This is a genomic window from uncultured Apibacter sp., from assembly GCF_946479295.1.
In the GTDB taxonomy this organism is placed as follows: Bacteria; Bacteroidota; Bacteroidia; order Flavobacteriales; family Weeksellaceae; genus Apibacter.
In genome coordinates, this window is the sequence record NZ_CAMLFD010000020.1 from 32,415 (window position 1) to 46,957 (window position 14,543).

A 14,543-nucleotide genomic window follows, 5' to 3' on the forward strand; every position below is an offset into this window, starting at 1 on the left:
TTTAATGATAAAAAATATTCTATCGTTTTTAAATGAATTTAAAAAGAATAAAGGGGGGTATATTGCTATTTCTCAGATTGTAAGTAAATCTGCCATGATAGTCAATTCTTTCTTTATTGTTAGAATGCTTACTAAAGAAGAATTTGGATCAGTTTCGTTAGCCTTATCTATTTTGTCTTTTCTTATGCCATTTATAAATATGGGAAGCCAAAATGGATTGCTTAGATTCGGATCCCTGGTTTCAACTTCAAACGAAAAAGATATATTAAGTAATTATAATTTTAAAACAGGTAATGCCTTAAATACTATTACTATAATTATATTTCTTATTATTTGCCTATTTTTTTCTACTAAATACAATTATTTAGTGACAATTTCATTAATTCTAAGCTTTCGTTTAGTTAGCCTTTCTTTTTTTTACCAAATAAGAATTGATTATCAGATTAGAAATAATAATTATGCCTATGCAATAACAGATATGTTATTTAATGTTTTCACGCTAATAGTTTCATTATTTCTTAGCTTTTTTTTTGGAATGTATGGATATGTAATTTCCCTATCGATGTCCTTTATCTTTTTTTCTTTTAAGGTTAAGAAACACTTTAAAGCTAAACCTTATAAAAAGTTTCCTGTTTCAAAAAAAGAATTTTGGAATTATTCTTTTGGAAGCTCAATTGCGAATTTTTTACACGGTTCCATTTCATCTTTGGATACTTTCATGGTGGGTTATTTTCTTTCGGCCACAAGCATAGCGGAATACAGAATTTCGTCTATCATACCTTTAAATCTTTTCTTTTTAGCTCAGATGTTTGTAGTAACAGATTATCCAAAATTTGTAAAAAACCATACTAATAAAAAATATTTTCAAACCTATTTGAAGAATTATTTTATTATTTTTTTATTTATAGGATTCTTACTTATCATCGTGTTTTCTTTATTTGGAGACTATATAATTAAATTATTGTTTGGAAACAATTATTATGCAACTTCAGCATTTTATGTATTGATATTGATATCTGTATTTTGTTTACTGATTTTAATTCCATTTGGAAATATTACCGCTGCACTAGGCCTGCTAAAAAAGAATATTTTTGCTTCCGTGGGTGCCATGTTAATACAAATTGTGATCGGAGTACTCTTGATTCCTCACTACGGTATTCTAGGAGCGGCTTTGTCTACCGGATTTGCCTATTTATTTTCCGGTTTTTATAATATGTTTGCTGTATATAAATATTTCAAAAAAAATTAATTTACTAAGTTATTCCATAAATTATCATTTTCCGGGATAGGAGCTTCCAAGATTATTTTTTCCTTTTTTACAGGATGTATAAATTCAATTTTTCTTGCCAATAGATGAATGCTTCCATCAAGATTTGACCGATCTGCACCATATTTTAAATCTCCTTTTATAGGACATTTTATTGCACTTAATTGTGCACGAATTTGGTGATGCCTACCGGTTTCCAGATCAATTTGTAATAACATATAGTTATCTGATTTTTTTACAATCGTATAGGTCAAGATAGCTTCTTTAGCATGGTCAGTAAAATGATTGTAGACGATAGCTTTATTATTCTTTTCATTTTTTTTTAAATAATGAATCAGTCTTTGTGTTTCAGGAATTTCATTTTTTTTAACTACTGCCCAATAAGTTTTCTTTATTTCTCTTTTCTTTAGCATTTCTGTTAATCGAGAAAGTGCTTTACTGGTTTTCGCAAATATTACAATACCGGAAGTTGGACGATCGATGCGATGCACTAATCCGGCAAATACATTTCCAGGCTTGGAATATTTATTTTTAATATAAGATTTAACCTCATCCAAGAGAGATATATCTCCGGTTTTATCTCCCTGAACGATTTGACCTGCTTTTTTATTGATAATTAAAAGATGATTATCTTCAAAAAGTATTTGATTTTCATTAAGCATGATCCATGAAATTAATCTAATTCAATTATTTATAAATCATTAACACCCTCTAAAAATTGGCTAGATAACGAAATTTTTTAAAAGCTTTCGTCCTTATTAGGAAATTCCTGACTTTTTACATCTTTTATATACTGCGAAACAACCTCTACAATTTGTTCGTGAAGGTTTATATATTTTCTGGCAAATTTAGGTTTGAAATTTTTATTTAATCCTAGTATATCGTGAATGACTAAAACTTGGCCATCTGTAAGATTTCCCGCTCCAATTCCTATGGTAGCTATTTGTAATTCTTTAGTAACTTTTTCGGCTAATAGAGCAGGGATTTTTTCCAATGTAACTGAAAAACATCCGATATCTTCTAACAACTTCGCATCGGCTATCAACTTATCGGCCTCCTCATTTTCTTTTGCCCTTAGTTTGAAAGAACCGAAGTGGTGAATGGACTGTGGAGTTAATCCTAAATGTCCCATTACTGGAATACCTGCTTTAACAATAGCTTCAATAGAATCTTTAATTTCAATTCCACCTTCCATTTTTATCGCTGCTGCACCGGTTTCTTTCATAATTCGAACTGCTGAACGATAGGCTTGCATAGGGTCGGATTGATATGTGCCAAAGGGTAAATCTACAATTAACATAGCTCTTTTAATTCCTCTAGACACGCATTGCGCATGGTATATCATTTGATCTAAGGTAATGGGCAATGTTGTTTCGTAACCCGCCATAACGTTAGCTGCTGAATCTCCAACCAAAATTGCATCCAATCCTGCTTCATCGGCTAGTTTGGCTATGGTATAATCATACGCGGTTAACATGGATATTTTTTCTCCCGTAGCTTTCATTTTTTTGAAAGAAGAGGTAGTTACCTTTTTTATTTCCGAATGTATTGACATTTCTATGAGTTTTTAATAAATTAAGATTATTATAATAAGTAAATGATTATTTTATAAGTACAATGGATGTAGAATTAAAATTTAAATATAAAAATCAAAACGAGTGAAAATAATTTTTATATAAATTTTATTATAAGCTAAATAAGATATTATTATTGTAAGAATAGTAAAAAATGTTGAAATTTAAGCCTTTTGATAGAAAATAAAATAAAGTAATAATAGTGAACCGATTATAATTCGGTACCAACCCCAAATTCTAAAGCCGTATTTTTTTATAACTTCTACAAAGAATTTAATAGCAAAAATAGCAACTACAAAAGCAACAAGGTTCCCTAAGATAAAAAGCCACATTTGATGACTGTTAGATGCTAACAGCTCGTAACCTTTCATACTAATACCATTTTCATCCCAAGTTTTTAATGTCAACGAATATACAGTTACAGCTAGCATAGTAGGAACAGCTAGGAAAAAAGAAAATTCAGCAGCAACTTCTCTGCTTAGTTTTTGTTGCATTCCTCCAATGATGGAAGCGGCAGAACGACTCGTTCCGGGCATCATGGCGAGACATTGCCAAAAGCCGATAATTATCGCTTGTTTTATAGAAATATCTTCTTCTTTAAGTATAGTAGGATTTTTAAAAAACCGATCAATAAATAAAAGTACGATCCCGCCTAATACGAGCACAATAGCAATCGGTATAGGTTTTTCCAACACAGCGTCTATTTTTTCATTGAATAATTTTCCTAAAATTAAAGCCGGAATAACGGCTCCCATTAATTTTAAATAAAAATTAAATCTTTTAAAATCAAAGAATTTTTTCCAATATAATACAACCACTGCTAAAATCGCTCCCAACTGAATGCAGTATTCAAACATTTTTACAAAGTTATCTTCCTGAATACCTAAAATAGAACTTGTAAAAATCATATGAGCAGTTGAAGAAACAGGTAAATATTCTGTTAGACCTTCAACAATAGCAATTATAATTGCCTCTAACGTGTTCATTATTTAATTTTTTTAGGATTGGAATAAGTCATGATTGAATAAATTTCGACGATAAAACCTAAAACAATGCATATGGGAGCAAGTCGAATTCTTCTAAAGCTAAAAATTTCTTCGTTCCAATTATTCTTATCAAATACACCATCAACTGTGTTCGCGTCAGGTCCGGTCATTAAAATAAGACCTAAGGCTATTAATCCTAACCCAATTAACATGAATATATAATTTCTTTTTCCAAATAAAAAAGGTTTTTCGGATTTAGAATAATTATTTTTTATTGAATTATCTTTCATCAAAAATTTATTTTTTGGCAATTTAAGAATTAAGAATAATATAAATCATCAATTTTAAGTTTTAAATATCTCCAGGTAGCGAACCAAGTACTTGTAGTAGTGATTAAAATACCTATACATATAATAAATAATGACAAGAAAATATGATTTGTATAATCTACAATTGGAGGAAGTATATTGTAACGAATAAGCATATAATTTACAATAAACAAAAGTATCAAGGCTATAACAGAACCTATAGCACCTAAGATGAAGGCTTGCAGTAGAAATGGTTTCATAATGAAGAAACGTTTGGCGCCCACCAATTGCATGGTTTTTATGATGAATCTTTTTGCGTAAATTTTCAGACGTATGGAATTATTGATAAGTGAAACTGCTATTAATAAGATAATTCCGGCAAGTATGGAAATGCCTAAAGTGATTTTACGCACTCCTTTATTCATTTGAGTTAATAAATTACTATCGGATTTTACCTCATCGACCAACACATTTTTTTGTATTTGATTTCTTATGGTTTCAATATGTATAGAATCTGTATACTCCGGTTTTAGAGCTATAGTGATAGAGGCTGGAAATATGTCTTCTTCAAAAAGTGATTGAGAATCAACTCCTAAATCTTTTTTCGCAGTATAGGTTGCTTGTTCCTTAGATATGTATTTAGCTTTTTTAACGTAAGGATTAACTTTTATACTATCAAGGTAATTGAGTTGCGCTTTTTCGTTTTTAATTAAGTTATCTTTATTTCTATCATTCTTAAAAAATACCTCAATCACCATTTGTTCTTTCAAATAATCAATATAAGAATTGGCATTAATTACAATCATGCCAATGATTCCAATTAAAAATAAGACTAAAGAAATGCTGATGACTACAGTAATATTAGAAGAACGTAACCTTCCCTTATTTAGCTTGTCTGTTTTATTGGCCATATTTTTAAAATATTCGCTAAAATATAAAAACTTCATTTATTTTAGTGTAATTTTGGATATAAATTATTGTTAAAATAAAGATACAATTGAAAGTTAAACCTAAAAAGCATTTAGGGCAACATTTTCTGAATGATCAGAATATCGCTTCGAAAATAGTAGATTCGCTATCCTATCAGCCGTATGATTTAATATTGGAAGTAGGACCGGGAATGGGAGTACTTACCCAATTTTTGCTGCAAAAAAAGTGTAAATTATTTGTTGCTGAAATAGACAAAGAATCAATAGAATATTTACAAATACATTATCCTCAGCTGGGAAAAAATATAGTAGGAGATTTTCTGAGGTTGGATTTGCAAAATTTTTTTTCGGAAAATCTTGCGGTCATTGGTAATTTTCCTTACAATATTTCATCTCAAATTGTTTTTAAAATACTGGATAATAGATGTATAATTCCTGAAATGGTCGGTATGTTCCAAAAAGAAGTGGCAGAAAGAATTGCTGCTCAAAAGGGAAATAAAATATATGGTATCTTATCAGTGCTTACTCAAGCTTATTATAAAGTAGAATATTTGTTCACTGTTCATGAAAATGTATTCACTCCGCCACCTAAAGTAAAATCAGCGGTTATAAGATTAGAAAGATATCGTGATCACATTGATGGGGTAGAGGATGGGTTTTTATTTAAATTAGTTAAAGCAGGGTTTAATCAAAGAAGAAAAACATTAAGAAATGCATTGAAAGTTTTAGGGATTCCCCAACATATCGAATCGCATGAATTTTTAAATCTTCGTGCAGAGCAATTATCCGTTGAAGATTTTATAATGTTAGCTCAATTGTGGAACTCATAATTTTGTCTAAATTTGAATATAAAAAATGTAAGTCTATGAAACTAAAAATTGATTATGTACTAGTAGTGTCAGTAATTATGTTAACATTCACCTCTTGTGAATTTAAACAGAAGGAAAATTCAATGGGAGGTGAAACATTATCTCATGTGGAAGTGGATAACGAACTTGATCCTGTATGTAATATGCATACAAAAGATAATGTAAGAGATACGCTAACCTATCAAAAAAAATTATATGGATTTTGTAGCTCTAATTGTAAAGAAGAATTTCAAAAAAATCCCAATAAATATTTATCCCAAAATCAATAAATTATTCCTTATAATTTAATTTATAGAGATTAATACGGGTTGTTATTTAGAATATTATATTGCAAAAAGAAAATTGCAACTTTAAAAATCAAATAACCATTGTTAGTTTTACCTATATCTTCTTGATTTTAGTTAGTAAAGGTATTTTATAATATTTTTAATATTGTTAAACTTCATCTTTCCAATCCTGCAAATTTTTCAAATATTATAAATAAACATAAATAAATATAATGGATAAATGCTTTTTTGCGGTATGATTTTTATATAGAAATCAGTAATTTATTTTATAGCAATGATTGTAAGGTATTTTTTAAAATAAAGAAATATTATAAATTTAACTATACCAAAAAAATATAATAATATCGTAATTATAATTAATTTATAGTTGTTTACTTAATGTCTTATTCAAGCTTTACGGCAAAACTTCATTTATAATGATGGTAAAAGTGAAGATTTATTATAAATTTACAACCTTTAATTTCTAAATACTATGAACGATTTTATTGCGGCCCGATCGCAGATGGCAGTCTCGCTAGGATTCCATATTATATTTTCATGTGTAGGAATGGTAATGCCTTTTTTTATGGCAATTTCACATTATAAATATTTAAGAACCGGAGACGAATTATATAAAGGTTTGACCAAAGCTTGGAGTAAAGGAATTGCAATTTTATTTGCTACCGGAGCTGTATCAGGTACAATGCTTTCTTTTGAATTAGGATTATTATGGCCTGAATTCATGAAACATGCTGGACCTATTTTCGGGATGCCTTTTTCTTTAGAAGGAACTGCCTTTTTTGTGGAAGCAATAGCCATTGGGTTTTTTCTTTATGGTTGGAATAAATTTAATCCGTGGTTTCATTGGTTAACAGGATTGTTAATCGGAATAAGTGGAATAACATCTGGAATATTGGTTTTGGCTGCTAATGCTTGGATGAACAGTCCTGCGGGATTTGATTATATCAACGGTAATTATATCAATATTGACCCCGTAAAAGCTATGTTCAATGATGCCTGGTTTTCACAAGCATTACATATGATTATAGCAGCTTTTGTGGCTACAGGGTTTGCTGTGGCTGGTTTACATGCATTAATGATCCTAAAGAAAAAAAATGTTGAATTTCATAAAAAGGCATTTAAAATTGCTGCTACTTGTGCCTGTATTGCTGCCTTGCTACAACCTATAAGTGGGGATATTTCAGCAAAAGACGTGAATAAAAGACAGCCTGAAAAGCTAGCTGCTATGGAAGCTCATTTCGATACGGAAGCTCCCGCTTCATTTGTATTGGGGGGGATTGTTAATGAAAAAGAAGAACGAGTTGATTATGCTATAAAAATTCCCGGATTATTAAGTTTTCTGGCTTATGGTAATTTAAAAGATCCGGTTAAAGGTATTACTGATTTTCCGAAGGAAGACAGACCACCTGTTGCCATTACCCATTATTCGTTTCAAATCATGATTATATTAGGTGTAGCCCTGATGATATTGGCTATTATCTATGGTTTGGCTAGATTAAAAAATAAAACTTGGCTTACAAAAAAATGGTTTTATAAACTTTTTGTTATAGCCACACCTCTTGGTTATATCGCATTAGAAGCCGGATGGACGGTAACAGAAGTAGGACGTCAGCCTTGGATTATTTATAAAATAATGAGAACCGCTGATGCTGTTACTCCAATGCCCGGTATTGTATATTCGTTTTATTTATTCACAGCCATTTTTATATCCTTGTCAGCAATTGTAATTTTCCTCTTATACAGGCAAATGAAAATGGTTCCTGCATTATATGATTCAACTGATAAAAATTATAAATCTAATAAGAAATAGAGTATGTTTTATTTATATGTAGTTATTTTTTTCCTGTGGACAGCCATAGCTTTGTATTTATTATTAGGGGGAGCAGATTTTGGGGTTGGAATTTTAGAGCTATTCAGTAAGCAGAAAAATGAAAAAAGAATTGAAAAAATCATGTACAAAGAAATGGGTCCTGTATGGGAAGCTAATCATATGTGGCTTGTTATTGTAATCGTGATTCTTTTTGTTGCTTTTCCTGATATATATGCAGTATTCTCCACCTATTTACATATACCTTTATTACTGATGCTTATGGGGATAATTGCCAGAGGAACTGCTTTTTCCTTTCGTAATTATGATGCTATTAAAGATGATTGGCAATACGTTTATAATAAGATATTCAGATATTCCAGTGTAATTACTCCATTTTTTTTGGGAATGATCGCAGCTGCCACAGTATCGGGAACTATAGATATGGGAGCTACGGATTTTATGACAGCTTATATATGGAGTTGGCTCACCCCGTTCGGATGTGCACTAGGAATTTTTACTTGTAGTATTTGTGGATATTTGGCAGCTTCATATTCTTTATCTCAGGTAAAAAATATTGATGATATAACTTATTTAACAACTAAGGTTAAGATATTTCTGTTTGCAATAGTAATAACCGGTGGAATAGTGTTTCTAAGTGCTTATATTACCGGAGTACCCCTACTTGAATGGATATTTGGTGAGGTAATCGGTTGGATCGCCGTAAGTTTAGCAACTATTTCTGTTTTTGGAACTTTATATGCTCTAAAAGTAAAAAAATATTCTTGGATTAGGCTATTAGCTGGATTTCAGGTTCTAACCATATTATTTGCAGTAACTTATCAGCATTATCCTAATTTGGTTATTTTAAAGCACGGCTGCTTATCCTTGACAGAAGATCAATGCATACATAAAACAATTGCAATGTTAGCATGGGCCCTTATGTTAGGAAGTATATTTATTCTTCCGGGCGTATTTCATTTAATCTATTCCTTTCAGAAAAAAAATAATACAGAAACTAAATAATTTAGAAAATTTCATAATAAAAAGGATTTAACTAATTTTGTTAAATCCTTTTTTGTATTTAGCCTAATGGGATCAATCTATACTATATACAATGCTTCTGCGGGTGCCGGAAAAACCTATACATTGGTTAAAAATTTTCTTAATATTTTACTGCAAAATGACTCTGTTGAATCAGTACGTTCAATTTTGGCAGTAACATTTACCAATAAAGCAGCCAATGAAATGAAAACCCGTATTCTTTCTTGGCTAAAGGATTTTTCGGATCAAAATCAATATAAAGTTAACCCAATTTTACAGCAAATATCGCAAGAATTGGGAGTAGATATTTTTACATTGCATCAACGAGCTTGCAAGTCATTATCTTACCTTTTGCATCATTACTCTTTATTTTCAATTAGCACCATTGATAAATTTAATTTACGACTGATGAAAGCTTTTACTAAAGAGTTGGGATTGTCTTATTCTTTTGCGGTTGAATTAGATGCTTCGGATTACCTTAAGCAGTCCATAGATGAATTGGTAGATGAATTGGGTACGGATAATCCTTTTGCAGAAGTTATTTTAAATTATATATTTTGGAAATTTGAGAATGAATCTTCGACAGATATTAGAAAAGAACTGCTTTCTTCCTCACAAAATTTTATGAAGGAGAGAAATCTTGAGAAGATAAATTCCCTAACTGCAAGAGAATTTGAAGATTTTAAAAAATTAAATCAAATACTCATTAAGCGAGTTCAGGAAAATAATATAATAATTCAGGATACTGCTTCTACAGTTATAAAATTGTTGCAATCTAATGGGTTGGAAGTAAGCGATTTTTATCAGGGAGCAAGGGGTATGGCGGGTCTTTTTTATAAAGTTTTAGATACTGATAAATTATTGAGTATTAATTTTTCGTCAACCTATTATAAGGCTTTTTGTGAAGAAGAAAAGTATGCAAAATCAAAATCAACAAAAGAGGCAACCATTAGAATCTTCGCCCCGCAAATGATTGATGCGTTTTATAAAATAAAACAGGCGGTAACTAGAATTAAAATAGATGATTCGGTTCGTAAGAATTTAATTACCATAGAGTTACAGTCTGAAATAAATCGTTTTTTAACTAGGAGGAAAACGGAAGATGATGTACTTTTCCTTTCGGATGTAAATCCTATTATCGGAATGCATTTAAAAGAAGAGCCCGTTGCCTTTATTTATGAAAAGCTTGGGGGAAGATATAACCATTATTTTATAGATGAATTTCAAGATACTTCACAATTGCAGTGGAATAATATGGTACCCTTGTTAGAAAATGCTAAAGTTTCCGAGGGAAATTCAATTACTCTGGTAGGAGATCCTAAACAGGCTATTTATAGATTCCGTTCCGGAAACCCGGAAATTTTAATTGATTTAGTTACGAATGCAGAAGATAAAGGAATACAGGTAGAAACTTTACAAAATAATTTTAGAAGTTTGCCCAATGTCGTTGATTTCAATAATAAATTTTATAATTATTTAGCTTCTCATATGGTGCATAATCCTGAATACAGTTCTTTATTCGGAGCTAATGCACAACAGATTTCTAAATTAAAAGAAGGGGGCAGGGTACAGGTTTCTTTTATAGCACCGCAAGAAGAAAATCTGTTAGAAGAAAGAATTGTTGAAATAATTGAAGAGTCATTGCTCAATGGATTTTCATTTAAAGATATAGCTATTTTAATAAGGAATAAAAAGCATAGTATTGCCATTGTTGAAAAGATTGCAGCCAAAGGTTATCCTATATTGACTGAAGAGGCGTTATCGGTTACTTCTTCTTCTGAAGTACAAGCTATTATTTATGCATTGAAATGGATTTCCAATCCAGAAGAAAAAGAATACCTTGTAAGAATGTTAAACTTGCTCTGGACCTTAGGTAGAATAGAATTTAATGATTTTACGGAAGAAATAATTAAGATAAAAGAGTTGTCTTTTGAGGATACTTTACTCTGGTTTCATGAAACTCTAAACATTTCTTTACCTTACCAACAAGTTCATACACTTAGCTTTTATGATTTTGCCGAAGAATTTATTAGCTCGCTGGGTTTTGGTGAAAAGGAAGATCTTTATATTTCTGCATTATTAGATTTGATAATTCAGCTGGAGAAAAATGGAGTGATAAGTTTACAGGATTTTTTGGAAAATTGGGAATTAAAAAGTTCGGGGCTTTCGATACGATTTCCTTATAATAGAAATGCTATCCAAATTATGACCATTCATAAATCCAAAGGATTGGAATTTCCAATAGTAATTTATCCTATGATCAATAGTAATTCCAATAAAGAAGAATATTGGTTTCCTCTGGAAGAAGATCTATACAATGGTTTTGATAAGTTTTATACTTCAACTAAATCAGGATTAGATGACACCAATGAAAATATAAAAGAAGTAGTAACTACTCGTGAATTTGAAAATAAAATAGACGAGCTTTGTATACAATATGTTGCTACTACCCGGGCTTCGCAACAATTATTTTTATTGGAAGAGAAAAAAGATAAAGTGAGCAGCCCTATTAATGAGTTCTTAAATCATCAAGGGTTGTCAACGGAAGGCATTGTTGAGATATATCCTTCCGCTGAATATAAAAAAAAGAAAGAAAAAAGTGCAAGTCAGATTATTGAGGAAGAGGAAATTCGATGGACTTCCGAAAGGTGGTATTCAAAAATAAAGATCAGTACTGAGGCTCATAAATTTTATAGCGAGGAAAACGAAGAAATACAATATGGAAATAGTATACATGCGATCCTAGCCGAGATAAACACAGTGGATGATTTGCCAAATGTATTAAAAAAACAGGTTTTGTCAGGTATGATCCTTTCGGGACAAGAAAAAGAAATTGGAGAAATGGTGAAAAAGGTCATTACTTCTCCTCAACTTAAAAAATATTTTTCTAAAAAAGTTATTTCCTATCAAGAACGTGAAATTATATTTGAAGGAAAGATTTATCGCCCGGATCGAATCGTTGAAAATGAAGGATCCTTAATCATCATTGACTTTAAAACCGGAAAAAAATTGCCCCAACATAGAAAACAAATTGAATTATACGAACAGGCTTTTCTTGCTATAGGTAAAAAAATTGAAAGTAAAATGTTAGTTTATATTAATGATCAAAGTATTGAATTAATAACAATTTGATAATAAATGTAATTTATTTGTGTTTATGATAAAATTTAGTTGATACTATTTAATTCTATTTATCTTTTAATTTTTTTATTAAAAAGATTATGAGTTTAATTATATACAGAGATAGTTAAATTTATAAATACCTATATAATTCATATACTCCTTCTAAATATAGTTTATACAAACGAGGTTGGGTTTCACCGAAACTATGTATATATATTTATCTTTTTCAATGTAATAATATAAACTTAAATTACTTTTTTCTATTTCGTAATAATCATAAAATTCTTTACCGACTTCTTTTACAATACCAGATTTTAGATCTTCTTTAAATTCTCTAGTTTCAGTTCCATGAAGAATATGCAAATCTTTTTTATGAAATTGAAATCTTCTATACTAATTTTTTCTTTTAAGTTTTTGTCTCGATAAGTTGAATGCTTAGAAAAACAAACAAATCAACTTCTAAAAGTTAGCTTTTTGTGCATTCAAAAAATAATTTAAATTAATATTTATATTATACTATCTATCTTCTTTTCTAATTTGCTCATTTTTTCCAATATAGGGTTTTCATAATCACTAAAAACATCTAAATAAGCTCTTACAGAGCCCTTAATTACATTAGTGTGTAATCTATCATTCAAAATTAATTCTTTTAATTTATTATACTTATTTACGATAAAATTTAGTTTCATTTTATCTATACTATTTAAAGATTTAATTATAAAATCAATATCTTTTATAAGCTGCTCTTTCATTATTTTTGATAATTTATTTTATTGTGATGGTAAAGGATTTACTTTTACTATCCAATTTGAAGGCCAATTTTAAGGCATTAAATATTGATCAGCTCCACCTTCTAAAATAGTGCCTGATATAGTTGTCTGAGGAGCTACCTTTCCTATATTTAGTATTGTTCCTTTCGGTATCTTTATAATTGTTTCAAATTCTTTAAAATTTTTCCATTCAGGTAACAAAGCTGCATCTATTTTAGCGTTAATAAGATTACATGCAGGTACAGTGGTAACAAAAGCACCAGTTGAAGAAGCTTTTCCTCCAAAAACTCTATAAACAATAATATCTTCTTGTGTCATAACAGTTTTATAGTTACCTTCTTCAAATGATTCAACAATCCAATCAGGTAAAGCTTGTTTATTTATTTCTTTAAATTTACCCCCACACTTATTTAACCCAAACGGGTCAACCCATGAATTACTATCATGCGTATACGCATACAAATTTGGGTTATTTCCAGCAAGTCCTATAGGATCTTTGCTTATATAAGTTCCTGAATTACTATCGTAATATCGGAAACGGTTATAATAGAGTCCTCCAAGTTCCTCATCCTCATACTGACCAAGCTGACTGAAAGGTAAGAAATGCTTATGGTTAAAGCCATTTATATATATATATATTTAATATAAAATACATTTAAATGATAATTTAATTAAAAATATCAAACATTCAAAGATTGGTTTGTTAGTTTCTTTGTATTATTTATATATTAATTCAACAATCGACCAATGACAGGAACATGAAAAAGTGGTATCATCTATTTTTTTTATTTTATCTATATGTATTTGTTCTAATTCATCAGTATACTTTCCTTGTAATTTAAAATATAATTGGTGAAAATGATAATCACTTACTTCACTTTCAACTATTTCAAATCCTTTCTTTACAAGAGTATCAACTAATATTTCTATTGGATTACAAACTTTAACTTTCTCTATTTGCATTCTATTTTTGTTTTAGGATTTCTGCTTTCTAAATTAATAGGATCCCCTACTGCTTTCAATTTTTTTTCAAAATCTTCTATAAAATACTGTGTTGCCCCCCTTACCATGTTGAGGGTTGGCTTCTAGTTGAAACAGCTACTTTAATATCTTCTGTTAAAACATAAGCCTGTACCTGAGATCTATATCCAAATTTGTCATGAGGCTTTACTTGAGCTGATTCCCATAATGTCTCTTTTATTTTTCCTGACATTTCTAATGATTCTTTTGATAAATAAAACTCAGATTGCCCTGGAATTTCCCCATAAACAATAGTTCCTTTCTCTAATGTTACTGTTCTCCAAGTATCTGTACCTGGATATGCTCCTGATCCCTGCCATCCTCTTGCTTTCCATGCTGGAGTATTTCTTTTCACTCCGTATAATCCTGATGAATCCACCTCTGTATTAGAATCGTATACATAAGCATACAAATTTGGGTTATTCCCAGCGAGTCCTATAGGGTCTATACTTATATAAGTTCCTGAATTACTATCGTAATATCGGAAACGGTTGTGGTCTAACCCTGTGCATCCTTTTTCTTCGCGCGAGGTTTTACTTTTAGCTTCAACTCTGTTCCA

The 14,543-nt window shown here is 30.1% G+C and carries 16 protein-coding genes; 6 read left to right on the forward strand and 10 right to left on the reverse strand.

Annotation, left to right across the window (positions count from 1 at the left end):
• Window positions 1–4: 4 nt before the first annotated feature.
• Window positions 5–1,249 carry an oligosaccharide flippase family protein gene (locus tag Q0T35_RS10235; protein ID WP_295812762.1) on the forward strand — a complete coding sequence of 415 codons (1,245 nt, stop codon included), beginning with the start codon at window positions 5–7 and terminating at the stop codon, window positions 1,247–1,249.
• Here Q0T35_RS10235 and Q0T35_RS10240 read toward each other — a convergent pair.
• The 5 genes from Q0T35_RS10240 to Q0T35_RS10260 form a co-directional block, all read right to left on the reverse strand.
• Window positions 1,246–1,929, reverse strand: a complete 684-nt coding sequence (locus Q0T35_RS10240) for an RluA family pseudouridine synthase (RefSeq protein ID WP_293918756.1) — start codon at window positions 1,927–1,929, stop codon at window positions 1,246–1,248. The two genes, Q0T35_RS10235 and Q0T35_RS10240, sit on opposite strands and share 4 nt — an antisense overlap.
• Window positions 1,930–2,006: 77 nt before the next feature.
• Window positions 2,007–2,822 carry a 3-methyl-2-oxobutanoate hydroxymethyltransferase gene (panB, locus tag Q0T35_RS10245; RefSeq protein WP_293918754.1) on the reverse strand — a complete coding sequence of 272 codons (816 nt, stop codon included), beginning with the start codon at window positions 2,820–2,822 and terminating at the stop codon, window positions 2,007–2,009.
• Window positions 2,823–3,005: 183 nt separating this feature from the next.
• The gene (locus Q0T35_RS10250; RefSeq protein ID WP_293918753.1) at window positions 3,006–3,827 is read right to left on the reverse strand and encodes an undecaprenyl-diphosphate phosphatase; all 822 of its coding nucleotides are present in this window, start codon (window positions 3,825–3,827) and stop codon (window positions 3,006–3,008) included.
• Window positions 3,827–4,117 (reverse strand): DUF3098 domain-containing protein, encoded by a 291-nt coding sequence (locus tag Q0T35_RS10255; RefSeq protein WP_293918751.1) that lies wholly within the window; start codon window positions 4,115–4,117, stop codon window positions 3,827–3,829. The genes Q0T35_RS10250 and Q0T35_RS10255 overlap by 1 nt, the downstream gene beginning before the upstream one ends.
• Window positions 4,118–4,146: 29 nt before the next feature.
• Window positions 4,147–5,082, reverse strand: coding sequence for a permease-like cell division protein FtsX (locus Q0T35_RS10260; protein WP_293918749.1), 936 nt, complete (start codon window positions 5,080–5,082; stop codon window positions 4,147–4,149).
• Window positions 5,083–5,132: 50 nt separating this feature from the next.
• Here Q0T35_RS10260 and rsmA point away from each other — a divergent pair, with 50 nt between their 5' ends.
• From rsmA to Q0T35_RS10285, 5 genes are all read left to right on the forward strand, one after another.
• Window positions 5,133–5,894 (forward strand): 16S rRNA (adenine(1518)-N(6)/adenine(1519)-N(6))-dimethyltransferase RsmA, encoded by a 762-nt coding sequence (gene rsmA / locus Q0T35_RS10265; RefSeq protein WP_295842972.1) that lies wholly within the window; start codon window positions 5,133–5,135, stop codon window positions 5,892–5,894.
• Between the two features lie 35 nt (window positions 5,895–5,929).
• The gene (locus Q0T35_RS10270) at window positions 5,930–6,202 is read left to right on the forward strand and encodes a YHS domain-containing protein (RefSeq protein ID WP_293918745.1); all 273 of its coding nucleotides are present in this window, start codon (window positions 5,930–5,932) and stop codon (window positions 6,200–6,202) included.
• A gap of 490 nt (window positions 6,203–6,692) precedes the next feature.
• Complete coding sequence (locus tag Q0T35_RS10275; RefSeq protein ID WP_293918743.1) at window positions 6,693–8,030, forward strand: cytochrome ubiquinol oxidase subunit I; 1,338 nt, start codon at window positions 6,693–6,695, stop codon at window positions 8,028–8,030.
• A 3-nt stretch (window positions 8,031–8,033) separates the two neighbouring features.
• Entirely contained in the window at window positions 8,034–9,053 is a 1,020-nt protein-coding gene (locus Q0T35_RS10280; protein WP_295842973.1) for a cytochrome d ubiquinol oxidase subunit II, read from the forward strand.
• A 66-nt stretch (window positions 9,054–9,119) separates the two neighbouring features.
• Window positions 9,120–12,203 (forward strand): exodeoxyribonuclease V subunit beta, encoded by a 3,084-nt coding sequence (locus Q0T35_RS10285; RefSeq protein ID WP_295842976.1) that lies wholly within the window; start codon window positions 9,120–9,122, stop codon window positions 12,201–12,203.
• A gap of 153 nt (window positions 12,204–12,356) precedes the next feature.
• On the opposite strand, the gene Q0T35_RS10290 is transcribed toward Q0T35_RS10285, so the two are convergent.
• From Q0T35_RS10290 to Q0T35_RS10310, 5 genes are all read right to left on the reverse strand, one after another.
• Window positions 12,357–12,557 carry a hypothetical protein gene (locus Q0T35_RS10290; protein WP_293918737.1) on the reverse strand — a complete coding sequence of 67 codons (201 nt, stop codon included), beginning with the start codon at window positions 12,555–12,557 and terminating at the stop codon, window positions 12,357–12,359.
• A 143-nt stretch (window positions 12,558–12,700) separates the two neighbouring features.
• The gene (locus Q0T35_RS10295; protein ID WP_293918736.1) at window positions 12,701–12,946 is read right to left on the reverse strand and encodes a hypothetical protein; all 246 of its coding nucleotides are present in this window, start codon (window positions 12,944–12,946) and stop codon (window positions 12,701–12,703) included.
• Window positions 12,947–13,015: 69 nt separating this feature from the next.
• The gene (locus Q0T35_RS10300) at window positions 13,016–13,603 is read right to left on the reverse strand and encodes an RHS repeat-associated core domain-containing protein (protein ID WP_366937743.1); all 588 of its coding nucleotides are present in this window, start codon (window positions 13,601–13,603) and stop codon (window positions 13,016–13,018) included.
• Between the two features lie 78 nt (window positions 13,604–13,681).
• Window positions 13,682–13,927: a hypothetical protein gene (locus Q0T35_RS10305; protein WP_295842978.1), complete on the reverse strand. Its 246-nt coding sequence runs from the start codon at window positions 13,925–13,927 to the stop codon at window positions 13,682–13,684.
• A gap of 100 nt (window positions 13,928–14,027) precedes the next feature.
• The coding region (locus Q0T35_RS10310) for an RHS repeat-associated core domain-containing protein (RefSeq protein ID WP_295842979.1) at window positions 14,028–14,543 on the reverse strand (516 nt) is incomplete at its 5' end.

What these genes read in the sequence shown, in the direction of transcription:
- Q0T35_RS10235 (WP_295812762.1), top strand. Translation starts at nt 5, where the DNA reads ATGATAAAAAATATTCTATCGTTTTTAAATGAATTTAAAAAGAATAAA.
- Q0T35_RS10240 (WP_293918756.1), bottom strand. Translation starts at nt 1,929, where the DNA reads ATGCTTAATGAAAATCAAATACTTTTTGAAGATAATCATCTTTTAATT.
- panB (WP_293918754.1), bottom strand. Translation starts at nt 2,822, where the DNA reads ATGTCAATACATTCGGAAATAAAAAAGGTAACTACCTCTTCTTTCAAA.
- Q0T35_RS10250 (WP_293918753.1), bottom strand. Translation starts at nt 3,827, where the DNA reads ATGAACACGTTAGAGGCAATTATAATTGCTATTGTTGAAGGTCTAACA.
- Q0T35_RS10255 (WP_293918751.1), bottom strand. Translation starts at nt 4,117, where the DNA reads ATGAAAGATAATTCAATAAAAAATAATTATTCTAAATCCGAAAAACCT.
- Q0T35_RS10260 (WP_293918749.1), bottom strand. Translation starts at nt 5,082, where the DNA reads ATGAAGTTTTTATATTTTAGCGAATATTTTAAAAATATGGCCAATAAA.
- Q0T35_RS10270 (WP_293918745.1), top strand. Translation starts at nt 5,930, where the DNA reads ATGAAACTAAAAATTGATTATGTACTAGTAGTGTCAGTAATTATGTTA.
- Q0T35_RS10275 (WP_293918743.1), top strand. Translation starts at nt 6,693, where the DNA reads ATGAACGATTTTATTGCGGCCCGATCGCAGATGGCAGTCTCGCTAGGA.
- Q0T35_RS10280 (WP_295842973.1), top strand. Translation starts at nt 8,034, where the DNA reads ATGTTTTATTTATATGTAGTTATTTTTTTCCTGTGGACAGCCATAGCT.
- Q0T35_RS10285 (WP_295842976.1), top strand. Translation starts at nt 9,120, where the DNA reads ATGGGATCAATCTATACTATATACAATGCTTCTGCGGGTGCCGGAAAA.
- Q0T35_RS10295 (WP_293918736.1), bottom strand. Translation starts at nt 12,946, where the DNA reads ATGAAAGAGCAGCTTATAAAAGATATTGATTTTATAATTAAATCTTTA.
- Q0T35_RS10305 (WP_295842978.1), bottom strand. Translation starts at nt 13,927, where the DNA reads ATGCAAATAGAGAAAGTTAAAGTTTGTAATCCAATAGAAATATTAGTT.